The 23463-nt window shown below is 65.8% G+C and carries 20 protein-coding genes and 1 pseudogene; 8 read left to right on the forward strand and 13 right to left on the reverse strand.

The genetic code is table 11. The features are described from left to right. Positions 1-12: 12 nt before the first annotated feature. The 4 genes from AC25ND_RS06355 to AC25ND_RS06370 form a co-directional block, all read right to left on the reverse strand. Positions 13-1419 carry a M16 family metallopeptidase gene (locus AC25ND_RS06355; RefSeq protein ID WP_486976168.1) on the reverse strand — a complete coding sequence of 469 codons (1407 nt, stop codon included), beginning with the start codon at positions 1417-1419 and terminating at the stop codon, positions 13-15. Between the two features lie 31 nt (positions 1420-1450). Then, on the reverse strand, positions 1451-3109 hold the full coding sequence (locus AC25ND_RS06360) for a Na/Pi cotransporter family protein (protein WP_028688654.1): 1659 nt from the start codon (positions 3107-3109) through the stop codon (positions 1451-1453). A 263-nt stretch (positions 3110-3372) separates the two neighbouring features. Then, positions 3373-4143, reverse strand: coding sequence for a TerC family protein (locus AC25ND_RS06365; RefSeq protein WP_182321970.1), 771 nt, complete (start codon positions 4141-4143; stop codon positions 3373-3375). Positions 4144-4216: 73 nt separating this feature from the next. Then, entirely contained in the window at positions 4217-5524 is a 1308-nt protein-coding gene (locus AC25ND_RS06370) for a CitMHS family transporter (protein WP_028688652.1), read from the reverse strand. Between the two features lie 269 nt (positions 5525-5793). On the opposite strand from AC25ND_RS06370, the gene AC25ND_RS06375 reads away from it, so the two are divergent. Next, positions 5794-6195, forward strand: coding sequence for a GFA family protein (locus AC25ND_RS06375; protein ID WP_182321968.1), 402 nt, complete (start codon positions 5794-5796; stop codon positions 6193-6195). 38 nt (positions 6196-6233) lie between these two features. Here the strand turns inward: AC25ND_RS06375 and AC25ND_RS06380 are convergent, their stop codons facing one another. The 6 genes from AC25ND_RS06380 to AC25ND_RS06405 form a co-directional block, all read right to left on the reverse strand. After that, on the reverse strand, positions 6234-8192 hold the full coding sequence (locus AC25ND_RS06380; RefSeq protein ID WP_207851246.1) for a DUF7844 domain-containing protein: 1959 nt from the start codon (positions 8190-8192) through the stop codon (positions 6234-6236). Continuing rightward, positions 8189-8509 (reverse strand): DUF2388 domain-containing protein, encoded by a 321-nt coding sequence (locus AC25ND_RS06385; RefSeq protein WP_011531558.1) that lies wholly within the window; start codon positions 8507-8509, stop codon positions 8189-8191. The genes AC25ND_RS06380 and AC25ND_RS06385 overlap by 4 nt, the downstream gene beginning before the upstream one ends. A gap of 36 nt (positions 8510-8545) precedes the next feature. Then, the gene (locus tag AC25ND_RS06390) at positions 8546-8839 is read right to left on the reverse strand and encodes a DUF2388 domain-containing protein (protein ID WP_062359958.1); all 294 of its coding nucleotides are present in this window, start codon (positions 8837-8839) and stop codon (positions 8546-8548) included. A gap of 81 nt (positions 8840-8920) precedes the next feature. Further along, positions 8921-9238 carry a DUF2388 domain-containing protein gene (locus AC25ND_RS06395; RefSeq protein WP_028688648.1) on the reverse strand — a complete coding sequence of 106 codons (318 nt, stop codon included), beginning with the start codon at positions 9236-9238 and terminating at the stop codon, positions 8921-8923. Between the two features lie 297 nt (positions 9239-9535). Next, the gene (locus tag AC25ND_RS06400) at positions 9536-9748 is read right to left on the reverse strand and encodes a DUF1127 domain-containing protein (protein ID WP_028688647.1); all 213 of its coding nucleotides are present in this window, start codon (positions 9746-9748) and stop codon (positions 9536-9538) included. 342 nt (positions 9749-10090) lie between these two features. Continuing rightward, positions 10091-11479, reverse strand: coding sequence for a NorM family multidrug efflux MATE transporter (locus AC25ND_RS06405; protein ID WP_050703226.1), 1389 nt, complete (start codon positions 11477-11479; stop codon positions 10091-10093). Positions 11480-11636: 157 nt separating this feature from the next. Between AC25ND_RS06405 and AC25ND_RS06410 the strand changes: the two genes are divergently transcribed. The 3 genes and pseudogenes from AC25ND_RS06410 (at position 11637) to AC25ND_RS06420 (ending at position 14727) form a co-directional block, all read left to right on the forward strand. Then, a complete protein-coding gene (locus AC25ND_RS06410; RefSeq protein WP_028688645.1) occupies positions 11637-12566 on the forward strand; it encodes a LysR substrate-binding domain-containing protein in 930 nt (309 codons plus the stop codon). Positions 12567-12747: 181 nt separating this feature from the next. Further along, positions 12748-13860, forward strand: a pseudogene (locus tag AC25ND_RS06415) (Cache 3/Cache 2 fusion domain-containing protein); the annotation flags it as partial. A 135-nt stretch (positions 13861-13995) separates the two neighbouring features. Beyond that, positions 13996-14727 carry a methyl-accepting chemotaxis protein gene (locus AC25ND_RS06420; RefSeq protein WP_371877808.1) on the forward strand — a complete coding sequence of 244 codons (732 nt, stop codon included), beginning with the start codon at positions 13996-13998 and terminating at the stop codon, positions 14725-14727. Between the two features lie 121 nt (positions 14728-14848). Here AC25ND_RS06420 and hglS read toward each other — a convergent pair whose 3' ends face one another. Both hglS and AC25ND_RS06430 read right to left on the reverse strand, forming a co-directional pair. Beyond that, positions 14849-16234 carry a 2-oxoadipate dioxygenase/decarboxylase HglS gene (gene hglS / locus AC25ND_RS06425; protein WP_182321966.1) on the reverse strand — a complete coding sequence of 462 codons (1386 nt, stop codon included), beginning with the start codon at positions 16232-16234 and terminating at the stop codon, positions 14849-14851. Positions 16235-16374: 140 nt separating this feature from the next. Next, positions 16375-17265: a LysR family transcriptional regulator gene (locus AC25ND_RS06430; protein ID WP_028688642.1), complete on the reverse strand. Its 891-nt coding sequence runs from the start codon at positions 17263-17265 to the stop codon at positions 16375-16377. A gap of 136 nt (positions 17266-17401) precedes the next feature. Between AC25ND_RS06430 and amaB the strand changes: the two genes are divergently transcribed. After that, positions 17402-18892 carry an L-piperidine-6-carboxylate dehydrogenase gene (amaB, locus tag AC25ND_RS06435; protein WP_182321965.1) on the forward strand — a complete coding sequence of 497 codons (1491 nt, stop codon included), beginning with the start codon at positions 17402-17404 and terminating at the stop codon, positions 18890-18892. A gap of 147 nt (positions 18893-19039) precedes the next feature. Beyond that, positions 19040-20326 carry an L-pipecolate oxidase gene (amaA, locus tag AC25ND_RS06440; RefSeq protein ID WP_486976169.1) on the forward strand — a complete coding sequence of 429 codons (1287 nt, stop codon included), beginning with the start codon at positions 19040-19042 and terminating at the stop codon, positions 20324-20326. A 95-nt stretch (positions 20327-20421) separates the two neighbouring features. Here amaA and AC25ND_RS06445 read toward each other — a convergent pair whose 3' ends face one another. Then, positions 20422-21849, reverse strand: a complete 1428-nt coding sequence (locus AC25ND_RS06445) for a mechanosensitive ion channel family protein (protein ID WP_062359949.1) — start codon at positions 21847-21849, stop codon at positions 20422-20424. A 258-nt stretch (positions 21850-22107) separates the two neighbouring features. Here AC25ND_RS06445 and ycaC point away from each other — a divergent pair, with 258 nt between their 5' ends. Further along, positions 22108-22737 carry an isochorismate family cysteine hydrolase YcaC gene (gene ycaC, locus AC25ND_RS06450; protein ID WP_028688638.1) on the forward strand — a complete coding sequence of 210 codons (630 nt, stop codon included), beginning with the start codon at positions 22108-22110 and terminating at the stop codon, positions 22735-22737. A gap of 125 nt (positions 22738-22862) precedes the next feature. Continuing rightward, positions 22863-23429: an antibiotic biosynthesis monooxygenase gene (locus tag AC25ND_RS06455; RefSeq protein WP_028688637.1), complete on the forward strand. Its 567-nt coding sequence runs from the start codon at positions 22863-22865 to the stop codon at positions 23427-23429. Positions 23430-23463 lie beyond the last annotated feature (34 nt).

The following is a 23463-nucleotide window of genomic DNA, read 5'->3' on the forward strand; positions in this document are numbered from 1 at the left end:
GATACCGCCGAATCACGGCTCCCGTGTAGCACCACTGGGGCGCTTGGCCAGCACGCGGCGCCGACGGATCAGCCCCGCAGCCAGGATCAGCCCCAGCAGCAGCGCCACCAGACCATACAGTTCGTCATACCCCAGCAACGGCTTCTCGATGCGCAGGTACCCCGGTTCCTTGAGCAGTTCGCGCAGCGCCGCGTCGGCTTGCTTGAGGCTGACCTGGCGCAGTTGCCGCACCGGATCGGTGAAACGCCCGTCCACGTAGGCGTTGAGCGCCCCCCAGTAGTAGTCGGCGAGCGCCGCGTTGCCCTGGGTGGTCCAGCTTTCCCGGGCAATCGCCGCCTCCTTGATCCGGGCGAAGGTGTCCGGGTCCAGACCGTGCTTGCGTAGGTGGTCGAACAGCTCCCCGAGCACCTTCAGCGCCGCGTCGAGGTCCTGGCGCTCAAGGTCGGCATTGAGGCTGAGCATCCCACTGTCGCCGAAGCTTTCGCGTTGCACCGACGGGCCATAGGACAGGCCGTGACGCAGGCGCAGCTGGTCGTACAGCGCCCAGTCCAGGTAACGCGAAAGCAGCTCGAGGGTCTGGTCATGGCCCTCTTCCAGCGTCGGCTCGATGAACAGCCAGTGCAGCTTGACGTTGTCGCCCAGCCAGCCGCGGGTCAGGTCGCGGCGCTGCTCGGCCTGCTGGCTGATGCTCTCCAGGTTGCGGCGTTCCCCGGGTTCGGTGGCCGGCAGCTCGCCGAAGGTGCGCTCCAGATAGGCCGGCAGCAGGCGGTCGAGGCCGCCGACGACGATCAGCGACATGTTGTTGGCCACGTACCAGTGCTCACGCAGTTGCCGCACCTGCTCCAGGGTCATGTCGTCGAGGTTGGAGCGCTCGGGGCACTTCAGGCCCAGCTCGGTGGCCAGCTGGTCGCTGGCCGGGTGGCCGATGTCCTGGCGGTCGAGCCAGCGCTGCAGGCGGCCGTAGTGCCCGCCGTCCTCGCGTTCGATGATCTTCTTCGCCGTGGCCAGCGCTTTTTCGTCGATGCGGGTGTCACGAATGATCGCCAGCAGCAGGTCGAGCACCTTGCGCTGGTTGCGCGCCGGGGCCTCGATGACGAAGGTGGTGTCGGCGCTGCTGGTGAAGGCGTTCCATTCCCCGCCCAGGGCCTGCATGCGCTCTTCCAGGCCGCCCTCGCCCGTCTCGTCGATCCCGCTGAACAGCAGGTGCTCGAGCAGGTGCGGCAGTTCGCGCTGGTCGCAATCGAAGTCGTCCAGGCCCACGCCAACCACCAGGCGGATCGACACATGGTCGCGCTCGTAGCCAGACTTGAGGATCACTTGCAGGCCGTTGGGCAGCAGGTAGCCCTCGACCCGCGAGCGGTCGAGGGCGAGCGTGGGCAGGCTGAGGATCAGCAGGCAGGCGAACAACAGGCAACGCATAGGCGAGCTTCGGTCTCCGGGGTGTCTGGGCTCAGGGCTGGCGGGCTTCGTCCGGCACGCTGTCGAGCATCAGCCCGCCGGTATCGGTGCCGCCCAGTACCACATAGGCACTGCTGCAGAACAAAGAGTTCAAACGCTTCATGTCGGCAATGAGCTCCAAGTGTAGCGAACTGGTCTCGATGCTCTGCACCACTTTACGTTGCAGGCGGCTGACATGGGCATGGGCCAGACGCCGTTCCTGGGCGCGGAAGCGGCGTTTCTCGCGCAGCAACTGGTGCGCGCTCTGCGGGTCGGCGCTGAGGAATACCGAGAGGCCCAGGCGCAGGTTTGCCAGCAGCTGCTCCTGCAGTCCGGTCAGTTCCTCGAGGCCGACCTGGGAGAACTCCCGACGCTGCGAAGTCTTCTGCTGCTGGACCTTGCGCAGCATGCGCTCGATCAAGTCGCTGGCCAGCTTGAGGTTGATCGCCAGCTCGATGATCTCCGCCCAGCGCCGGTTGTCCTGCTCGCCAAGATCCTCGCGGGGCATCTGTGCCAGGTACAGCTTGATGGCGTTGTACAGGGCCTCGGCGTCCTCGCCCAGGGCACGCACCTGTTGTGGCATGGCGGTCTGGGTGCCGCGTAGGGCGCCGAGCATGGCGTCAAGCAGGCTGTCGACGATATCGCCCAGGCGCAGGGTTTCGCGCACGGCGTTGGCCAGGGCCAGGCTGGGCGTGTTCAGTGCGGTCGGGTCGAGGTGGCGTGGCTGGTGGTGGCCGTTGCCGTTGTCGCGCTCGGGCAGCAGGTAGTTGCACACCCGGCCCATGGGGTTGACCGTCGGCAGCATCAGCAGGCAGCGCAGGGTGTTGTAGAGCAGGTGGAAGCCGATCACCAGCTCCTGCGGGCTGAAGCTCAGGCTGTCCATCCATTCCACCAGCGGGTGCAGTATCGGGATGATCAGCAGCAGGCCGATGATCTTGTACAGCAGGCTGCCCAGCGCCACCCGGCGCCCGGCGCTGTTCTGCAGGCTGGTGGTGAGGAAGGCGAGCAGGCCGCTGCCGATGTTGGCGCCGATCACCAGGCCGATGGCCACCGGCAGGCTGATTACCTCGGCGCCGGCCAGGGTGGCGGTGAGCAGCACGGCGGCCAGGCTGGAGTAGGAAATCATGGCGAACAACGCGCCAATCAGGGCGTCGAGCAGGATGTCTCCGGTCAGCGAGGCGAACAGTACCTTGACCCCCTGGGCATGGGTGATCGGCGCAGCGGCGTGGACGATCAGTTGCAGCGCCAGGATGATCAGGCCCAGGCCGATGCCCACCCGGCCCAGTTGGCCGGCGCGGGTCTGCTTGCGCGAGAGGAAGAAGATCACCCCGAGGAAGATCAGCAGTGGCGACAGCCAGGACAGGTCGAAGGTCAGCACCCGCGCCATCAGCGCGGTGCCCACGTCAGCGCCGAGCATGATCGCCAGGGCCGGGGTCATGGCCATCAGGCCCTGGCCGACGAACGAGGTGACCAGCATGGCGGTGGCGTTGCTGCTCTGCACCATGGCGGTTACCAGGATCCCGGCGATGAACGCCAGCGGACGTTTGTTCATGTTCTGGCCGAGCACCCGGCGCAGGTTCGAGCCATAGACCCGCAGGATACCGGTCCGCACGATATGGGTGCCCCACACCAGCAATGCCACGGCGGAGAGCAGGTTGAGCAGAGTCAGCATGGTCGGGCCCCCTTTTTTCTTCTATGCCCCTGTGCGGGGCCAATGGGTACAACGGTGAGCCTGGCCCGGGGGTGGGCTGGTTTTTTCAGTGCTCACTGAAGCTTTAGTTGTTTTGCGCGATGGGTGCCAGCTTGGCATGACTGAAATCTATTTGAAACACGGGTGCCTGTAGGAGCGGCCCTGTGTCGCGATAGGGGGCGCTCCTACAGGGACGTGGATGCGAAAAGGGCCCCGAAGGGCCCTTTTGTACTGCGCTCCTGATCTTACTGACCGGGAATGTCCTTGCGCAGTTTCACCGGATCGTGCTCCTTGCCCTTCTTGCGCGCCAGCGCCGTGCGCATGCGGATGTTGATCGCTTCAACCGCCAGCGAGAAGGCCATGGCGAAGTAGACATAGCCCTTCGGCACGTGAACATCGAAAGATTCGGCGATCAGCACGGTACCAACGACGATCAGGAACGAAAGCGCAAGCATCTTCAGCGACGGGTGCTTGTCGATGAAGCCGCTGATGGTGCCGGCGCAGAGCATCATCACCAGCACCGCGACGATGATCGCGGCGATCATCACCGGTACGTGGGAGACCATGCCCACCGCAGTGATCACCGAGTCCAGGGAGAACACGATGTCGATGATGGCGATCTGGATGATGGTGTAGAAGAACTTGCCGCCCGCCCCTTTCGGCGCATCCGCGCTCTCGTCCTCGCCTTCCAGGCCGTGGTAGATCTCCTGGGAGCTCTTCCACAGCAGGAACAGGCCGCCGAAGAACAGGATCAGGTCGCGCCCGGAGATGCCCTGGCCGAGCACATGGAACAGGTCGTCGGTCAGGCGCATGACCCAGGTGATCGACAGCAGCAGCATGATCCGCGTGACCATGGCCAGGGCCAGGCCGAAGATCCGCGTGCGCGGCTGCATGTGCTTGGGCATGCGGCTGACCAGGATCGAGATCATGATGATGTTGTCGATCCCGAGCACAATCTCAAGCGCGGTGAGGGTGAAAAAGGCAACCCAGATTTCCGGGCTGGTCAGCCATTCCATGTGTATTCCTTCGAGCGTTAAAGGCAAAGCGCCCAAGAGACCGGGCGCTTTGCAGTTGGATGATGCGCTTGTATTACAGACTGCTGAACAGCGGGAAAGTCCCCAGTGCCAGCGCGCCGGCCATTATGCACAGGCACACCAGCACTGCCCACTTGAGGGTGAAGCGCTGGTGGTCGCCGAACTCGATGCCGGCCAGGGCCACCAGCAGGTAGGTGGAGGGTACCAGCGGGCTGAGCAGGTGCACCGGCTGTCCGACGATCGACGCGCGAGCCATTTCCACCGGGGTGACGCCGTAGTGGCTGGCGAACTCCGACAGCACCGGCAGCACGCCGTAGTAGAAGGCGTCGTTGGACATGAAGAAGGTGAACGGCATGCTGACGATCGCGGTGATCACCGCCATGTACGGGCCGAACGCTTCCGGGATCACCGCCAGCAGGCTCTTGGACATGGCGTCGACCATGCCGGTGCCCGACAGAATGCCGGTGAAGATGCCGGCGGCGAAGATCAGCCCGCTGACGGCCAGCACGCTGGAGGCGTGGGCGGCGATGCGGTCCTTCTGCTGCTGCAGGCACGGGTAGTTGACGATCATGGCGATGCTGAAGGCAATCATGAACAGCACCGGCAGCGGCAGCACGCCGGCAATCAGCGCGACCATCAGCGCTGCGGTCAGGGCACCGTTGAACCAGATCAGTTTCGGCCGGCGCGCTTCGGGGAACTGCGACACGCTGATCTCGCTGTGGTCGATGTCGTCGGTCGGCAGGTGCAGCTCGCCCAGGCGGGCACGCTCGCGCTTGCCGTACCAGTAGGCGATGGCCAGGATCGCCGCCACGCCGAAGGCCATGGCCGGGATCATCGGTACGAAGATGTCCGACGGGTCCACGTGCAGGGCGCTGGCGGCGCGGGCGGTGGGGCCGCCCCACGGAGTCATGTTCATCACTCCGCCGGCGAGGATGATCAGGCCGGCCATGATCCGCGGGCTCATGCCCAGGCGGCTGTACAGCGGCAGCATGGCGGCGCAACAGATCATGTAGGTGGTGGCGCCGTCACCGTCGAGGGACACCACCAGGGCCAGCACCGCGGTGCCGACCGAGACTTTCAGCGGGTCGCCCTTGACCAGCTTGAGGATCTTGCGCACGGCCGGGTCGAACAGGCCGGAGTCGATCATCAGGGCGAAGTAGAGAATGGCGAACATCAGCATCACGCCGGTGGGCGCGAGCTTGCTGATGCCTTCGAGCATCATTGGGCCGATCTTGGCGGAAAAGCCACCGAACAGGGCGAACAGGATCGGTACCAGGATCAGCGCGATCAAGGCCGACAGGCGCTTGGTCATGATCAGGTACATGAAGGTGATGACCATGGCGAAGCCGAGGAAGGTCAGCATGGCGGTACTCCAGGCGTGGCGCGGCGAAAGGAAGGACGATTCGGGCGGATCAGCGCGTCAGGCGCTGCGCGAGGAGCAGGCGGAGGGATACTGCGAGAAGGCGGGCACAGGAAAACATCAGAATCACCATTGTTGTTGTTGATTGGGCCGGGGCGCGGAGGTTTCCGGGTGCCCTGGCTGGCCGGTCTGCTGCCGGTGGTGGCGCTATCCTATGTGGGCAAGCTTTCAGCCAGCTTTCGCCTGCGCTCAGGCGACGGGAGGTCATTTCGATGGTGGATGTCGTGGAAGGCGGGTGTCATTGCGGGGCGTTGCGCTACCGGCTGCAGGCCGATCTGGGCGATGTCGCCCATTGCCATTGCTCGATCTGCCGGCGGGTCAGCGGCGGTACGCTGCTGACCTGGGTCACCCTGCCCCTCGCGGGTTTCCAGTGGCTGGCGGGCTCGCCCCAGCGCTACATGGCGCCGCAGAGCTGCAGCCGGTATTTCTGTGGCAACTGCGGGGCGCACGTGGCGCTGGTGACCGCGCATAGCCCTGAAACGATCGATGTGACGGTGGCGACGCTGGATCACCCGGAGCGGGTGCCGGCCAATCGGCATATCTGGGTGGGGAGCCGGTTGCCATGGTTGCAGGTGGATCAAGGGTTGCCGGAGGAGGACGAGGAAAGCCTATAGGGCATCGTGCTACCTCTGTTCGGCCTTATCGCCATGCGCTAGGGCAGCTGCAACCCCCCGGCCGCCTTGTGCAACGCCCGCAGATGCTCGCCCACCTGCTTGATATTGGCCTCCACGGCCTTGATCTCCCTGCCCCGTTCCGGCCCCAGCAGCGCCCTCACCTGCTGGTCCAGGTCGGTGCTCAGCCGTAGCAGCTGCGCCTGGCGCTCGCTGCTCACCTGCTCCAGCTGCTTGCGCTCGGCAGGCTGCGGCAGGCCGTAGCCCCCTGCCCCCAGCAATTCCGCCGGGCGGCTGAGGAAGCCGCTGTTGGCCAGCATCGCCTGCAAGGTTTCGTTGGCCTTGTCGAAGCTGCCGTCCTTGAGCGCCCGGCCATTCAGGTAGCGTTGCTTGACCTCGTCCTGGGCCAGCAGCAGCTGGCGGCGCAGGCCGGCCTGCTCGAGCAGCAGCAAGGCCGCGCTGGTACGCAGGTCGGCGCGGTCGAACCATTGGCGGCGCTGCTCGGCGTCCAGCGCCAGCCAGTCTTCCACGCTCGTCTGCTTGATCGGCAACTGCTTGCGCAGCACCTCGAACATTGCCTGGTAGCGGTCGCGATAAGAGTCGAAGCGATAACCCAGGCGCAGTGCCTCGCGCGGGTCGTCGAGCACGTGGGTATCGGCCAGTCCCCTGCCCTTGAGTACCTCCAGCAAGCCGTTGGGCATGATGCTGTCAAGGTCGTTCAGGCGCGGGTTGCCGGTGCCGCTGCGCAGTAGCTTGAGCGATTCCACGGCGCAGTTGTTGGACAGGAAGTAGTAGTTACCGTCGTAGCTCCAGTGCATCTCGGCGGCCTGGCGCACCAGGTTCTCGATCTCGCCGCGGCTGAGCTTGAGCGGCACCGAGGCCAGGCTGCGCAGCTCGGTCTTGGTGTATTCGTCGATCACCTGCCCCAGCGGCAGCACGAACAGCCGCGAGGGATAGGCGCCGGTCAGGCCGTCCCAGCTGGACAGCTGCACGTCGTTGACGAAGGCGCGGTACGACAGCACCAGGCTCTGGTCCAGGTCCAGGCGGCAGGCTGGACCGCGCGGGCGGCCCGGGGCGCAGATCACCAGGCGCAGCATGCTGTGGCCCCAACGGCTGACCCAGTTCTGGTTGGCTTCGGCCAGCAGGTAGTCCACCTCGTAGACCCGCTCCGGGTCGATCTCACCCAATGGCTGGCGGGCGAAATCGTTGCCGGCATTGAGGAACGGCAGGCCCCTGGCGCAGGTGTCCTGTTGCGGCGCCCAGCCGAAATGGTCGCGCAGGTACTGGTTTAGCGCAGGGCGACGGCAGCCGTAGCTCGGGTCGAGGAGGAAGTATTCCATGTTGACCGCGATGAACTCTTTCGGGCTGCTCAGCTCGTAGGGATCCGGGCTGCGCACCAGCTGGCCGTTGTGCTGCTCGCGCTCGCCGCGCCGGCCGACGTACTGTGGCCAGCCGGCCAAATCCAGCAGGCGCGGGTCGTCGCTCAGGGTAAAGCGGCGTTCGGCCTGGCCACGGCAGTCCTGCGGCAGCCCGACCTTGCCCAGAGCGCCTTGCTGGCGCTTGCAGCGGCTGATCAGCTGGCGCTCGGCGTCCGGCCACAGGCGCGCGCGGTCATAGATATGGGTGAGTTCGTGGAGCACGGTGGCCAGCAATTCCTCGCGGACCGTGCCGTGGGGACGGTTGGTCTTCTCGCGGGCGGCGCTGCCGTCGACCAGGCCCGGCAGCAGGCGCCGGTTGAGTTCCAGGCTGGCCACCGGAGAAGCCTGGCCGTAGGCGTCCTCGGGCATGCGCTCGGTCCAGCCGACCAGGATTTGCCGGTCCAATTGCTGTTTGAAGCGCGGTGGCAGCTTGGCCATGGCTTCGTCGAGCAACGTCTGGGTCGCCTGCTGTTGTGCAGGGTCGAGGCCGTCGCGCTGCAGCACCAGCTGCAGGTCGGCCAGGGCGGGCGTGCCGAGCAGCGTCAGGGCGCAGCCCAGCAGCCAGGCACGCACGCGCTTCACAGGGCGAGGATGGCTTCGGCCAGCACCTGGTCGCTGGCGTCACGGGCCTCGGGGACGCGGGCGCGCAGGGTGTCGAAGGCGGCCTCGAGCTGGGCGCCGCGGATATCACCGTTGCTGGCGACGAAGCTGGCGGCGTCGTCGTGGGCTTCACGCACCACTTTCGAGTCGCGGATCGAGGTGGTGGTGTCGGAGGTGAAATCGATCGAACGGCCAAAGGCGCGGACGATGATGTTGCTGGTGGCCACCAGGGTGTGGGCCTGGGCCAGGTCGGCGAGCAGCAGCATGCCGAGGGTGGCGGCGATCAGCGGTTTACGCATGGAGCATCTCCGGAAGTACAGGGGAGTCGAATGTAGTTATTGGACGAGAATCGCTTCGGCCAGTTCACGGTCGCCGACGCAAGGCCGGGCCAGGTCCTGATGCAGCATGTCCAGCGCCGCCTGCAGGCGCGCGCCGCGGATCCGGCCGTCGCTGGCGACGAATGCGGCAGCGTCGTCACGGGCGGCGGCGACCAGCTTGCGGTCGAACGGCGCGGCGGTAACCTGGCTGGTGACGTAGCCGCTGATGACCAGGCTCTGGGTGGTGGTATCCATGGCCTGGGCGCTGCTCATGCAGGCCAGGGCGAACAGTGAAGGCAACAGGTAACGCATGGGCGGTCTGGCGATGATCTCGGGCTGCGAAGGCTACCCCGGATCCACGGGCGGGGCCAGTGAATCCGGGCGGTGCGGGGCTCAGATGGCGAGGATGGCGCGGGCCAGTTGCGCGTCGCTGGCCTGCAGCTCCGGCAGTTGCTGGCGAATATGCGCGAACGCGCTCTCCAGCTTGGCGCCGCGAATGGCGCCGTCGCTGCCAACGAAGCTGGCGGCATCGTCACGGGCGGCCTTGACGATCTTGTCGTCGCGGAACGAGGAGGAGATGTCGGAGGTGGCGTCGGTGGAGGCGGCTACTGCGCCTACCACAGCGTCGGTGGTGACGACGAAGCTGGTGGCATTGGCCGCGCCGGCGAGCGACAGCAGCAAGGCGGCGCCAAACAGGTGATAACGGGACATGGTCGGGGACTCCTGCACAGGGTCTGGATGGTTCTGCTTATCGGACGCTCGCTTGGCTCGTCACGGTACTTTTCTCTGCCAGGCGCGTAAGACAAGCGTAACACGCGCTGGTTCGGCCATTTGGCTCGAGAAAAGATCACAAATAGTAACTGTGCCTGTCGATTTGTAAGTTATAAAAACTGTTATGTTTGGTCGTGCGAATGCTCTAGTCCGGGCCTTGAAACAAAAAACCCGCCGCAGTTTCCTGCAACGGGTTCTTGTGAGTTTGCGGTGCCGGCCTGGGCCGGCGTCCGGCGCTTAGCGCCAGAACGGCTTGCTCAGCTCTTCGTAGCGCTGCGACTCGCTGATGCCGGCGTCAGCCAGCAGGCGGGAGTCCAGGCGCGCCAGCTGGCGGCGGCTGGCCATGCGGCGCTGCCACAGTACCAGGGTGGACAGGACGCGCAGCGGCAGGGCGGCGTTGGAAGCTTGGGCTTTTTCGAAAACCAGGTCGGAACTGAGGGTACGTTCCATGATATGTCATCCTTCCGCTTGTGGCGGCATTAGGGAGTGATTTAACTGGTGCCCATCTTCCTCTTCTCTCGTCCAGAACAGTAGGTACAGTTCAGGTGTATTGTGAGGGGGCAGTTAACTGTTGGAAGGGACTGTTGCACTTGTTATTGGCAAAACTGTACTGGTGTGCGCTTTTTTGGTGCGGTTTTGTGGAGGTAGTAGGGAAGTGGTGAACAGAAAGTGATGTTTATGGCGGTACAGTAGTACAGTTTTAGACGGTTTTTACTTCAAGGTGTTCGACGGTACAGTTGCAGCGCCAGGTACTTGTCCGCCATCACGTGATCCCCAGCGCCCCCAAACCCCTCAAACCGACACCGCCGCCCCCCGCGCCCGCTCTGCCTTGCCCAGCAACCGCTTCATCCGCCACTCAAAGCCGAACGTCAACGCCACCGCCGCGCAGGCCAGGCCCAGCGCCAGCCCCCACCAGATCCCCTGCGCGCCGCCGCCGAGGTTGAAGGCGAACAGCCACGCGCTCGGCGCACCCACCAGCCAGTAGCACACCAGGCCGATCAGGAAAGTGGTCTTGGCGTCCTTCAGGCCACGGATCGAGCCCATGGCGATGGTCTGCACGCCATCGAATAGCTCGAACCATGCCGCCACCATCACCAACTGTACCGCCAGCATGAAGATCGCCGCGAAGGCCGGGTCGTTACGGTCGATGAACAAACCAACCAGGGCGTCCGGCAACAACCAGAACAGTGCGGCGAAGGCGAACATCAGCGAGGCACCGAAGCCGATACCCACGCGCCCGGCGCTGCGAGCCGCCAACAGGTTGCCGGCACCATAGTAGAGGCCGACGCGCATGGTCACCGCATACGAAAGACCGGTCGGGACCATGAATGCGGTCGAGACGATCTGCAGTGCGATCTGGTGCGCCGCCAGTTCCGTGCTGCCCAGCACGCCCATGCACAGGGCGGCGAAGGCAAACAGGCCCACTTCGACCATATAGGTACCGCCAATCGGCAGGCCCAGCCGCCACAGCTCGCGCAGTGCCGGCAGGGAAGGGCGCGACAGCCCCTTGCGCAGCGGGTAGGCGGCATAGGCCTTGTGCCAGCGAATATAAAGCGCGAGGGCGATGGCCATGCCCAGGGTCACCACGGCGGTGACCAGGCCGATGCCCATCAGCCCGAGCTTGGGCAGGCCGAACATGCCCTCGATCAGCGCATGGTTGAACAGGTAGTTGAACACTGTGCCCACCAGGCTGATGACCATCACCGGGGTCGAGTGACCCAGGGCGCTGGTGAAGCCGCGCAGGGCCATGAAGGTCATGTAGCCGGGGAGGGCGAGCGGCAGCAGGGTGAGCAGCTGCATCGCCGAGTCGACGTTCTCCGGCTTCTGGCCGAACAGCAGCAGCACTGGCTTGAGGTTCCACATCACCAGCGCCGAGACCAACGCCAAGCCCCAGGCCAGCCACAGGCCGCTCTGGGCCAGGCGGGTGACGCCCTCGGTGTCGTTGGCGCCCTTGCGGATCGCCACCAGCGTGCCGACCGCGGCGATCACACCCAGGCAGAAGATCGACACGAACGAATAGCTCGCCGCGCCCAGGCCGCCACCGGCCAAGGCCTGCGGGCTGATGCGGGCCATCATCAGGGTATCGGTGAGTACCATCAGCATGTGCGCCAACTGCGAGGCGATCAGCGGCCCGGCCAGGCGCAGCAAAGCCTTGAGTTCAGTGGTGGGCGCGACATGCATGGGGGCGGTCCTTCTGGATGAGTCGGGGAAGCGAGCCGTCGATTCTGAGGCCTCGGTCAGCTTTGCACAAAAGGATAAATGCGATCACAGGCATGAGCCTGACTCATGGATGTATGATCCTGTGCATCCGACCTACGCCCCGCCTAACAGGTGCGCCATGACCCGCCAACTGCCTCCGCTCTATGCGCTGCGCGCATTCGAAGCTGCCGCCCGGCTCAGTTCGTTCACCCGTGCCGGTGAAGAACTGTCGATCACCCAGAGCGCGGTCAGCCGGCATATCCGCACCCTTGAGGAGCATTTCGCCTGCCGCCTGTTCATACGCAGCGGGCGAAGCCTGCAACTGACCGAAGCCGCGCGCATGCTGCTGCCCGGTGTGCGCGACGGCTTCGCGTCGCTGGAGCGGGCCTGCGATACCTTGCGCGGCGAGGACGACATCCTGCGCATGAAGGCGCCCTCGACCCTGACCATGCGCTGGCTGCTGGCGCGCCTGAGCCGTTTTCGCCACCTGCAGCCGGGCAACGAGGTGCAGCTGACCAGCGCCTGGATGGATGTCGATCATGTCGACTTCAACCAGGAGCCGTTCGACTGCGCGGTGCTGCTCAGCGATGGCAGCTTTCCGGCAGACTGGGAGGTGCGCCGGCTGTTCTCCGAGTTGCTGATCCCGGTGGGCGCGCCGGAACTGCTCGATGACGCGCCCTGGGACGAACGGCGCCTGGCGGGCATCGAACTGCTGCACCCCACGCCGGACAAGCGTGACTGGCGTGCCTGGCTGGCGCGCATGGGGCTGACCGACAAGGTCTCGCTCAAGGGCGGGCAGGTGTTCGATACCTTGGAACTGGGCATGATCGCCGCGGCACGGGGCTATGGGATCTCCATGGGCGACCTGCTGATGGTGGCCGAGGACGTGGCCCAGCGCCGGCTGAGCCTGCCCTGGCCGACTGCGGTGGCCAGTGGCATGGACTACTACCTGGTGTGGCCGCGGACCCGGCCGGGCGGGGAGCGGCTGCGCAGGTTGAGTGTGTTCCTGCAGGAGGAGGCGGCGGCAATGGACCTGCCGGTTGTGCAGGTACTGTCGGCGCAAGGTTGATAACCATCGCGGGCCACAGCAAGAAAACGTTTGCGAATATCCCGGTCCAGCACTCAAGTATTTCCTACAGACGCCGATCAACTTGCACCAGCGTCCCGGAAGAGGACGCGATTCCCCGTCGATATGCAGCGGGCGGTCAGCGTGATCAGGACGATCCCGGCCTCTTGCCAGGAGCCTTGCCATGTCTCAACCGCGTGCCCGAATCGCCTCGCAGCTCGGGATCGCCCTCGCCATCGTGCTGGCGCTGGTGATCACCGGTAGCACCCTGTTCGCCCTGCGTTCGCTGGACGACGCCAACCTCACCACCCGCCAGGCGCATCTGGCCAGCGAGGCGCGGCTGCTGGCCGACCAGCTCGACACCTTCCACGGCTCGCTCAAGGACAACACCCAGCGCCTGAGCGGCCTGTTCGAGCGCCGATTCGCCTCGGGGCTGGCGCTGCACGCCGGTGAGACGGTCAACGTCGCCGGTGCCGCGACACCGGCGCTGTACCTGGGCGACCACCTGCTGAACAACGATTTCCGCCAGGTCGACGAGTTCCAGCAGATGACCGCCGGGGTCGCGACCCTGTTCGTGCGCAGCGGCGACGACTTCGTGCGTATCAGCACCAGCCTGACCAAGCAGGACGGCAGCCGCGCCATCGGCACCCAGCTCGATCGCCAGCATCCGGCCTACGCCAAGCTGATGGCCGGGCAGACCTATGTCGGCCGCGCCGTGCTGTTCGAGCGCAACTACATGACCCGTTACGTGCCGGTGCGTGACGGCGGTGGCCGGGTGATCGCGGTGCTGTTCGTCGGCTTCGACTACACCGATGCGCAGAACGCCCAGTTCGCCAACCTCAAGCGCTTCCGCATCGGCCAGACCGGCTCGCTGGCGTTGCTGGACGAGCAAGGCAAGTGGCTGGTGCCGCCGGCCGAGGTACGTGACGGCGAGGCGGCGGCTCAGGTAGTCAAGGCGCTGAAACCGGGGGCAGGGCAGTTCTGGGCCGGTGCCGGCGAGCCGGTGTTCAGCGTCACCGAGCCGTTCGCCGAGGGCCCGTGGACTGTGGTGGCAAGCATGCCCGAGGGCGAGATCCGCGACGTGACCTGGAGCGTTGGCCTGCGCCTGGCCATCGGCAGCGTGCTGGCGATGCTGCTGGCCGTGGCCGCCACCCTTTGGTTGCTGCGCCGTAAACTGCGCCCGCTGGGCGACCTGGTGCGCCAGGCCGAAGCCCTCGGCGCCGGCGACCTGAATGCTCGCCTGAGCGTCACCAGCCATGACGAGATCGGCCAGCTGGCCCGCAGCTTCAACCAGATGGGTGAGGCCCTGGCGACCATGGTCGAGCATATCCGTGCTGCCTCCGACCAGGTCAGTGGCCGTGCCCGCTCGTTGTCGGGCCTGTCGTCCGGTGCCTGCGAGGGCATGGACCAGCAGTCCGGCGAGATCACCAGCATGGCCGGCGCGGTGGAGGAGTTCAGCGCCACGTCGATGAACATCGCCGACAACATGGCCGGCACCGAGCGCATGGCCCGCGACAATGCCCAGCAGACCCGCATCGGACGCAGCGCCATGGATGAAGCCTCGGTTTCCCTGCGGCAGATCGCCGAGGCCTTGGGTGGCACCGCCAGAGTGATGGACACCCTGGGCGCCCGTTCGCAGGAGATCGGTGGGATTGTCGGCGTGATCACCTCGATCGCCGAGCAGACCAACCTGCTAGCGCTGAACGCCGCCATTGAGGCGGCGCGGGCCGGCGAGCAGGGTCGTGGATTTGCCGTGGTCGCTGACGAAGTTCGTGGCTTGGCCGCGCGCACCCGCCAGGCCACCGACGAGATCTCGGGCATGATCGCCAGCATCCAGCAGCAGACCGGCCATGCCATCAGCACGTTGGAGCAGGGCAATCAGCTGATGCAGGAAGGCCTGGCACGCAACGACAAGGTGGCCGAAGCCCTGGCGCGCATCGACGAGCAGAGCCGGGTGGCGGGCGAGCAATTCGCCGTGATCAGCACCGCGACCCAGGAGCAGAGCAGCACCGCGACGGTGCTCAGCCGCAACCTGCAGAGCATCGCCCAGGCCAACAGCGAGCAGCGTGATGTGGCCAATGAACTGGCCATGACGGCCCGCGAGCTGGAGGGGCTGGCGGGGCAGTTGCGCCAGGAAGTGGATCGGTTCCGCACTCACCGCTAGTGCACTGGGGCTGCCTTGCAGCCCTTGCGCGACACAAGGCCGCTCCAGGCGAGCGCGTTCCCATGTAGGAGCGGGCTTGTGTCGCGAACGGGCCGCAACGCGGCCCCAGCGGTTTCAAATACTACAGCGTCCCCAGCCCCAACGCCTGCGCACACGCCTGCAACGACCGGCGCTCGCTCTGCGCATACAGCGCCAGCTCATCCTGCACCTGCAACCCCAGCGCCTGCTCGAAGGCCTCGCGGTTGGCGTTGCTGCCATAGTCGGCCTGGCCATCGTCCCCCAGGTTGGACTGGAAGATCCCTGCCGCGCTCACCGGCAGGAAATCCTCGTACACCAGCGCCTCGAAATGCACGTGCCCGGCGTCGATCAGCCCCTGCAGGGTGGTCGGGCGATCCTGTTGCCCGCGCTCGGCCAGGCCTTTCTCGGTGGCGAAGTAGCGAAAGTACGCCAGCCCCTGCTCGCGCATCTGCCCCAGGTCATCCGGAAACTCGGCGAAGTGCTCCGCGAGCAGCGCCCTGTATCGCTCGGCATTGGCCTCCGCCGGTGCGCCGCCCAAAGCTTCACGGGTCGCATCCAGCAGCCGGTCGTACAGCTGGCGCCCCTTGGGCGTCAGCGCCGCGCCGCGCTGTTCGATCTCGCCGAAACGCGCCGTGTGGCTGCCCTGGGCATCACTGAAGGCGACCTTCTCCTGCAGGGCCTTGAAGCTGGTCTGGCGCAGCAGGATCGGCTGGCGCCGGGTGGGCGGCCCCTCGACCACGGCCTTGGGCGGAATACCCTTGGCCGGCATGCCGAGCTGGATCGCGTCGATGTCCAGGGTGCGCGGGGTCAGGTGGTTGATATGCGGGCCTTTGAACGCCACCACGTCGGCGATCAGCCGGTGCTGGTCGTGCAACTGCTGGTACTGCTCGGCGCTGACCGTGGCGTCCTGGTGCCAGCGGAAGGTGTGCAATGCCTCCTGGACGAAGGCCTCGGCATCGCTTGCGTCCAGGCCGCCGTCGCGTTCGCATTGGGCGATCAGCTCGAGCACGCGGGGGGTGAAGATCTGCCGTTTCTCCAGGATGCCCCGGGCCAGTGCGCGCAGTTGCGGGTTGTCGATCAGCTCCAGGCGCAGCAGCGAGGTGAACACGCGGAACGGGCTGATGTGCAGCGACTGTTCATGCACGGCGCGAAACGCGGTGGAGTGCACCGGCACGCCGGCCGAGCTCAGGTCGTAGTAGCCGACCGGCTGCATGCCCATCACCGCGAACAGGCGGGCGATGGTGGCCAGTTCCTCGGCGGTGCCCACGCGGATGGCGCCGTGGCGTTCCTGGTCGAGGCGTTCGATCTCGCCGGTCCAGCGCAGGGCCTCGGCCACCGTGGGCTGTGCGGCCATGACCTGCTGGTTGGTCTCGCTCACCAGCTCAAGCAGCGTGCCGTACAGGGGGACTTCCTGCTTGTACATGAGCGACATGGCGGCAGAGAACTGCGCGCGGATGCTGTCGGGGCTGACGAAATCATGGGCGGGCATCGCAAGCTTCCTGGGTGAGTGGAGGACAGTTACATGAAAACTGGGAATGGAGCTGGCGTACAAGCGAAAAAAAGTGCGGGTTTCATTCCATAATTGATCGACCTTGAGGACCATGGGGCCGCAAAGCAGCCCCGGCAATCTCAAGCCTGCAACTGTTCGCGAACCCACTCCACCAACGCCCGCACCTTCGGCACTTCCGCCGCATGCTCGGCATACGCCAGATAATGCGCGCCACTGCTCTTCATCGCATGGTCCCAGGCCAGCACCAGGCTGCCCTCGGCCAGCTCCCGGGCCACCAGGTACCGCGGCACCAGCGCCACCCCGCACCCCGCCTGCGCCGCGCTCAAGGCCATGTAGAAGGTGTCGAAGCGTGGCCCGTGGTAGCTGTTGTCGGTGTGCAGCCCTTGCTCCAGGAACCACGCGTGCCAGGCCTCCGGGCGCGAGGTGCTCTGCAGCAATACCAGCTCCGCCACCGCGCCCGCGTCAGGCAGCGTGCGGCCTTGCAACAGTTCCGGCGCGCACACAGGCACCACTTCTTCGCCGAACAGCTCGACGCAGGTCGCCCCCGGCCAGGTGCCCTGGCCATAGAAGAACACCACGTCGGCCGACCCCTGCAGCAGGGAGAACGGCTCCATCTCGTTGCGGATATCCAGGTGGATGTTCGGGTGGCGCTTGCCGAAGCCTTTTAGGTGCGGAATCAACCAGCGCACGCCGAAACTCGGTTGAGTGGCTACCTTCAATACTTCGGTCTGCGAGCCATAGCTCAGGACATAGCGGCTGGACATGTCCACCTGGGTAAGGATCTTGTTCACCTCGGCCAGGTACAGGCTGCCGGCGGGGGTTAGCTGCAAGCGTCGACGGATGCGCAGGAACAGGTGGTGACGCAGCATCTCCTCGAGCTGCGCCACCTGCTTGCTCACCGCGCTCTGGGTCAGGTGCAGCTCCTCGGCGGCGCGGGTGAAGCTCAGGTGGCGGGCTGCGGCCTCGAAGCACTGCAGGGCGGTCATGGACGGAACCAGGCGTTTGGACATAAGCGGTCTCGGCGGCTGAAATCATTACCTGGCGGAATGATATGCGGAATAAAGGTCGTTTGTTGCACCTGTGTAATCGGATTAATACTGACCCACATCCTTTTCCACCCCTTCACCCGATGAAAGGAGAAGCACAATGGTTGCTGCACTGCTCGAGCGTCTTGGCGTTGCCGCCGCGGCTCACACCCAGGGCGACTACCCTGTTCACACCCCGATTGACGGCAGCCGCATCGCCTCGGTGAAACTGCTCGGCAAGGCCGACACCATTGCCCGCATCGACCAGGCGCAACAGGCCTTCGAAACCTGGCGCAGCGTGCCGGCCCCACGTCGCGGCGAGCTGGTGCGCCTGTTCGGCGAGGTGCTGCGCGAACACAAGGCCGACCTCGGCGAACTGGTCTCCATCGAAGCCGGCAAGATCACCCAGGAAGGCCTGGGCGAAGTGCAGGAAATGATCGACATCTGCGACTTCGCCGTCGGCCTGTCGCGCCAGCTGTACGGCCTGACCATCGCCTCCGAGCGTCCGGGCCACCACATGCGTGAAACCTGGCACCCGCTGGGCGTGGTCGGGGTGATCAGCGCCTTCAATTTCCCGGTGGCGGTATGGGCGTGGAACACCGCGCTGGCGCTGGTGGCCGGCAACGCCGTGGTGTGGAAGCCGTCCGAGAAGACCCCGCTGACCGCCCTGGCCTGCCAGGCACTGTTCGACAAGGCCGTGAAGGCCTTCGGTGATGCGCCGGCTGGCCTGGCGCAATTGGTGATCGGTGGTCGCGAAGCCGGCGAAGCCCTGGTCGACGACCCACGCGTGCCGCTGGTCAGCGCCACCGGCAGTACGCGGATGGGTCGTGAAGTCGGCCCGCGTGTCGCGGCGCGATTCGGCCGCAGCATTCTCGAGCTGGGCGGCAACAACGCCATGATCCTGGCCCCGAGCGCCGACCTCGACCTGGCCGTGCGCGGCATCCTGTTCTCCGCCGTCGGCACCGCCGGCCAGCGCTGCACCACCCTGCGCCGTCTTATCGTTCACCGTTCGATCAAGGACGAAGTGGTCGCCCGCGTCAAAGCCGCCTACGGCAAGGTGCGCATCGGTGACCCGCGCAAGGACAACCTGGTCGGCCCGCTGATCGACAAGCAGTCGTTCGATGCCATGCAGGGCGCGCTGGCCAAGGCCCGCGACGAGGGTGGCCAGGTGTTCGGTGGCGAGCGTCAGCTGGCCGACCAGTACCCGAACGCCTACTACGTGTCGCCGGCCATTGCCGAGATGCCGGCCCAGAGCGACGTGGTCCGCCACGAGACCTTCGCGCCGATCCTCTACGTGTTGGCCTACGACGACTTCGAAGAGGCCCTGCGCCTGAACAACGAGGTGCCGCAAGGCCTGTCGTCGTGCATCTTTACCACCGACATTCGCGAGGCCGAGCGTTTCCAGAGCGCCTCGGGCAGCGATTGTGGCATCGCCAACGTCAACATCGGCACCAGCGGCGCGGAGATCGGCGGGGCGTTCGGGGGTGAGAAGGAGACCGGGGGCGGGCGTGAGTCCGGGTCGGACGCCTGGAAGGGCTACATGCGCCGGCAGACCAATACCGTGAACTATTCGCGTGAGTTGCCGCTGGCGCAGGGCATCGTGTTCGACTGATGATCGTGGGCGGGGGCTGACGCCCCCGAATCGCGACACAAGGCCGCTCCCACAGGGTTCGGCGCGATTCCTGTGGGAGCGGCCTTGTGTCGCGAAAGGGCTGCGAAGCGGCCCCAGAGGCAATAAGAACAATTGCTGGAGCCGGCCATGTCCGAACTGCGTCAAGAATGTCTGTGGGAACACGTCACCCAGCCGACCGTCGCCGCCCAGGCCCTGGCCGGCGAGCACAAGGCCGATGTCTGCGTGATCGGCGGCGGCATCACCGGCTTGTCGGCGGCGATCCACCTGCTGGAGCAGGGCAAGTCGGTGATCCTGCTGGAAGCCTGGAAGATCGGCCACGGCGGCTCCGGGCGCAACGTCGGCCTGGTTAACGCCGGCACCTGGATCCGCCCCGACGACGTCGAGGCCACTCTCGGCCACAAGCAGGGCGCCCGCCTGAACAAGGTGCTGGGCGAGGCCCCGGGTGAAGTATTCGCCATGATCGAGCGCCTGAGTATCGACTGTCAGGCCCGGCACCAGGGCACCTTGCACATGGCGCACAACGCCACCGGCATCGCCGACCTCGAGGCCCGCCACCAGCAGTGGACCCGGCGCGGCGCCGACGTCGAGCTGCTGACCGGCGCGCACTGCCAGGAATACTGCGGTACCGACAAGATTTCCGCCGCGCTGCTCGACCGCCGCGCCGGCACTATCAACCCCATGGGCTATACACAAGGCCTGGCCGCCGCCGTGAACCGGCTGGGCGGCAAGCTGTTCCAGCAGTCCTCGGTAGAGTGCCTGGAGCGTGATGGCGACGCCTGGCGAGTGAAGACCGCACGCGGCGCGGTGCGTGCCGACAAGGTGGTGATCTCCACCGGCGCCTACACCGAAGGCGACTGGAGCAACCTGCAAAAGCACTTCTTCCGCGGCTATTACTACCAGGTCGCCTCCAAGCCCCTGCATGGCGCCGCCGCCGACAAGGTCCTGCCCCATGGCCAGGGCTCGTGGGACACCCGCACCGTGCTCAGCAGCATCCGCCGCGACGACCATGGCCGCCTGCTGCTCGGCAGCCTCGGCCGGGTCGACAACAAGCCGGCCTGGTTCGTGCGCAGCTGGGCCGACCGTATCCAGAGCCACTACTACCCGGCGCTGGGCAAGGTCGAGTGGGAGATGCACTGGACCGGCTGCATCGACTTCACCCCGGATCACCTGATGCGCCTGTTCGAACCGGCGCCGGGGCTGGTGGCGGTGACCGGCTACAACGGGCGCGGCAACACCACCGGCACGGTGATCGGCCGGGCGTTTGCCGAGTTCCTGCTCAAGGATGATCCGGACAGCCTGCCGATTCCATTCTCGCCGATGAGGCCGGTGAGCGCGCCGTCGTTGCGCACGGCGTTCTACGAGTCGGGGTTCTCGCTGTATCACGCGGGGCAGTGTCTGCGGGTGGTGTTGTAATCGCTATCGCGGGGCAAGCCCGCTCCCACGCTGTGCAGGCTGGATAATCCTTGGGGCAACCAGGAACGTGGGAGCGGGCTGGCCCCGCGATTGGCTCACTTATGCAACCAGCTCAGGAACCCACCTTTCTTCACCACCGCCGGTTTCTGCAGCAGCAGTGACTCGCGCTTCTGCCGGCGGAACCGCTGCAGCTTGGTCAGCGCCGACTTCACATCACCACTCTCGGCCAGGCAACCGCGCACCTGTTCCTTGTCGATGCGATAGAGCATGCAGCCGCTCAGGGCGCGGAACTCGACCGGCGAGGCCTCGTCGTCCACCAGCCCCTCCAGCCCCAGCACCTCCCCAGGCCCCATGCGCCCGCCTTCGATCAACCGCTCGCCATCGCGTACCGAGGCCAGCACCACGCCACGGCTGATCAGCAGCACATGCTCCGAGCGCTCGCCGATACCGAGGATGACCTGGTCGGCCAGGTACTCCACCGTGGTCATGCGCTGGCTCAGGGCATCGCGCTCTTCGTTGCTCAGTGAGCGGAACACCCGCACTTCGTCCAGCAGTTCGCGCTGGCGACTGCGCACGGGGGCGCCAAGCTCGGTGTTCCAGGTCACGCCGCTGGCCTCCAGGTGGCGGTGGGCCAGGTCGAACAGCTGGTTGCGCACCTCGGTCTTGCGCGACATCTCGGCGATAAAGCCGCTGGCTTCGTACTCCACCGACTCCAGGCTCGAAGCTTTCACCGTGACCTTGGGCGCCGGCTTGTCGAGCAGGATGCTGGTGCCCTGCAGGGTCTTTTCCAGCGCATCGAACACCCGCTGCGGACGCACCTTGGCCGGCACCACCACGCTGATCGACACCCCATGCACCTCGGCCGGGCGGCTGAAGTTGAGGATCTTGGCCTTGGCCGCCACTGAATTGGGGATGACCGCCAGGCTGCTGTTGCCGGTGATCAGGCGGGTGGCGCGCCAGTCGATGTCGACCACCTTGCCCTCGGTGCCGTCGATCGAGATCGAGTCACCGATCTGGTAGGGCCGCGTGGTGTTCAGCACGATGCCGGAGAACACGTCGGCCAGGGTGCTCTGCAACGCCAGGCCGATGACGATGGCCATCACCCCGGAGGTCGCCAGCAGGCCCTTGACCGGCAGTTGCATCACATAGGCCGCCGCCGCCACCGCCGCGACCAGGAAGATCAGCGCCCCGACCACATCCTGCAGCAGGCGCCCGCCGTGGCTGCCGCGTGCCACCAGCAGCAGGCCGAACACCACCGTCACCGTGCGCGCGGCGAACAGCCACCAGCCGATCGCCAGCACCGTGGCCATCAGGTTGCGCGGCACATCGTCGGCCCAGGGCGGCGGTTGCAGCGGGCTCATGCCCGCCGTCAGCAGCACCGAGCTAAACACCAGGAAGCACACCAGCCGCGTGGCGATGCGCCAAGCCCGGTGGTGCAGCGGAATCAGCTGCCAGAGCAGCAGGTCGAGCAGGATCAGCAAGGTGCCGAGCAACAGCGGGTATGACTGGATGAACGCCAGCATGGTGGTCTCGGTGCGGGGGAGGGCTGTGGGTAGTAATAGAGCAGGTTGGGGTAGCGGGCAATGGCTGTCTGCGGGTATCGCAATCGCGGGGCAAGCCCGCGATAAGGCCAGAAAACGTGGCGCCTATCCATCGTTCGTAAAATAGAACGCTACAGCCAAATTTCGCTATCTACCGCCACAAAGGTTCCGGTTTTAATCTTCTCCCATCAACGCGAAACACCCACCCCACTGAAGATCGAAACCCAAGGAGCACCGGCAATGAACAACTTCAAATACAACCGCCTGAACAAAGACGACGCCGCCGTACTGCTGGTCGACCACCAGGCCGGCTTGCTGTCCCTGGTCCGCGACATCGAGCCGGACCGCTTCAAGAACAACGTGCTGGCCCTGGCCGACCTTGCCAAGTACTTCAACCTGCCGACCATCCTCACCACCAGCTTCGAGCAAGGCCCCAACGGCCCGCTGGTGCCGGAGCTGAAAGAGCTGTTCCCGGATGCCCCGTACATCGCCCGCCCAGGCCAGATCAACGCCTGGGACAACGAAGACTTCGTCAAGGCAGTAAAGGCCACTGGCAAGAAACAGCTGATTATCGCCGGCGTGGTGACCGAAGTGTGCGTGGCCTTCCCGGCGCTGGCGGCTCTGGAAGAGGAGTTCGAGGTGTTCGTGGTCACCGATGCTTCCGGCACCTTCAACGAAATGACCCGCGACGCGGCCCACAACCGTATGAGCCAGGCCGGCGCGCAACTGATGACCTGGTTCGGCGTGGCCTGTGAGCTGCACCGCGACTGGCGCAACGATGTCGAAGGGCTGGCGGCGCTGTTCTCCAACCACATCCCGGACTACCGCAACCTGATCACCAGCTACAACGCCCTGACCGCCGGCAAGTAAGCCGCCGCCAGCCTGGCACCCGCGAGGGCGATGGTGCCAGGCAAGGCAGCACACCCATCCAATCCAGCGCTCGTCTGCTGTTGCACAGTGGATGCAGGCCAGCTCATCTCCAGGGAATGACAGCGATGAACACCGCAACCGAAGGCAACCGCAGCGTCGTCACGCTGGTGATCCAGCACAAGGTCCGTGCCCAGGCGCTGGCGCGCTACGAAACCTGGCTCAAGCGCGCCGTGACTACCGCTCGTCAACAGCCCGGTCATCTGGACGTCAATGTCATCCGCCCGGACGACGGCGGCCGCCACTTCACCACCGTGGTGCGCTTCGCCGACGCCGGCCTGCTGCAGGCCTGGGTCAACTCTGCCGAGCGCCAGGCGCTGATCAGTGAAGTGCTGCCACTGCTGGAAGACGGCGACCAGACCCAGGTGCACGATGACCCGGAGTTCTGGTTCACCCCGCCCAGCGTCGGCGCCGCGCAACCGCCGCGCTGGAAACAGGCCCTGCTGACCTACCTGGTGATCTGCCCGATGACCCTGGTCATTCCCCAGCTGCTGGCGCCGCTGTTTGCTCGCTATCCGCTGCTGGGTGGCCAGATCACCGGCAACTTGGTCACCAACCTGTTCGTCATCCTGCCCGTGGTGTTCTACATCATGCCCTGGGTGACGCGCCGCTGTGCCGGCTGGTTGCGCCGCTGAGCGCCCGCCGTGATCCATTGCTAGCCTTCAACCG

It is taken from the genome of Pseudomonas sp. P110(2024) (genome assembly GCF_057480795.1).

What these genes read in the sequence shown, in the direction of transcription:
- AC25ND_RS06355 (WP_486976168.1), bottom strand. Translation starts at nt 1,419, where the DNA reads ATGCGTTGCCTGTTGTTCGCCTGCCTGCTGATCCTCAGCCTGCCCACG.
- AC25ND_RS06360 (WP_028688654.1), bottom strand. Translation starts at nt 3,109, where the DNA reads ATGCTGACTCTGCTCAACCTGCTCTCCGCCGTGGCATTGCTGGTGTGG.
- AC25ND_RS06365 (WP_182321970.1), bottom strand. Translation starts at nt 4,143, where the DNA reads ATGGAATGGCTGACCAGCCCGGAAATCTGGGTTGCCTTTTTCACCCTC.
- AC25ND_RS06370 (WP_028688652.1), bottom strand. Translation starts at nt 5,524, where the DNA reads ATGCTGACCTTCCTCGGCTTCGCCATGGTCATCACCTTCATGTACCTG.
- AC25ND_RS06375 (WP_182321968.1), top strand. Translation starts at nt 5,794, where the DNA reads ATGGTGGATGTCGTGGAAGGCGGGTGTCATTGCGGGGCGTTGCGCTAC.
- AC25ND_RS06385 (WP_011531558.1), bottom strand. Translation starts at nt 8,509, where the DNA reads ATGCGTAAACCGCTGATCGCCGCCACCCTCGGCATGCTGCTGCTCGCC.
- AC25ND_RS06390 (WP_062359958.1), bottom strand. Translation starts at nt 8,839, where the DNA reads ATGCGTTACCTGTTGCCTTCACTGTTCGCCCTGGCCTGCATGAGCAGC.
- AC25ND_RS06395 (WP_028688648.1), bottom strand. Translation starts at nt 9,238, where the DNA reads ATGTCCCGTTATCACCTGTTTGGCGCCGCCTTGCTGCTGTCGCTCGCC.
- AC25ND_RS06400 (WP_028688647.1), bottom strand. Translation starts at nt 9,748, where the DNA reads ATGGAACGTACCCTCAGTTCCGACCTGGTTTTCGAAAAAGCCCAAGCT.
- AC25ND_RS06405 (WP_050703226.1), bottom strand. Translation starts at nt 11,479, where the DNA reads ATGCATGTCGCGCCCACCACTGAACTCAAGGCTTTGCTGCGCCTGGCC.
- AC25ND_RS06410 (WP_028688645.1), top strand. Translation starts at nt 11,637, where the DNA reads ATGACCCGCCAACTGCCTCCGCTCTATGCGCTGCGCGCATTCGAAGCT.
- AC25ND_RS06420 (WP_371877808.1), top strand. Translation starts at nt 13,996, where the DNA reads ATGGCCGGCGCGGTGGAGGAGTTCAGCGCCACGTCGATGAACATCGCC.
- hglS (WP_182321966.1), bottom strand. Translation starts at nt 16,234, where the DNA reads ATGCCCGCCCATGATTTCGTCAGCCCCGACAGCATCCGCGCGCAGTTC.
- AC25ND_RS06430 (WP_028688642.1), bottom strand. Translation starts at nt 17,265, where the DNA reads ATGTCCAAACGCCTGGTTCCGTCCATGACCGCCCTGCAGTGCTTCGAG.
- amaB (WP_182321965.1), top strand. Translation starts at nt 17,402, where the DNA reads ATGGTTGCTGCACTGCTCGAGCGTCTTGGCGTTGCCGCCGCGGCTCAC.
- amaA (WP_486976169.1), top strand. Translation starts at nt 19,040, where the DNA reads ATGTCCGAACTGCGTCAAGAATGTCTGTGGGAACACGTCACCCAGCCG.
- AC25ND_RS06445 (WP_062359949.1), bottom strand. Translation starts at nt 21,849, where the DNA reads ATGCTGGCGTTCATCCAGTCATACCCGCTGTTGCTCGGCACCTTGCTG.
- ycaC (WP_028688638.1), top strand. Translation starts at nt 22,108, where the DNA reads ATGAACAACTTCAAATACAACCGCCTGAACAAAGACGACGCCGCCGTA.
- AC25ND_RS06455 (WP_028688637.1), top strand. Translation starts at nt 22,863, where the DNA reads ATGAACACCGCAACCGAAGGCAACCGCAGCGTCGTCACGCTGGTGATC.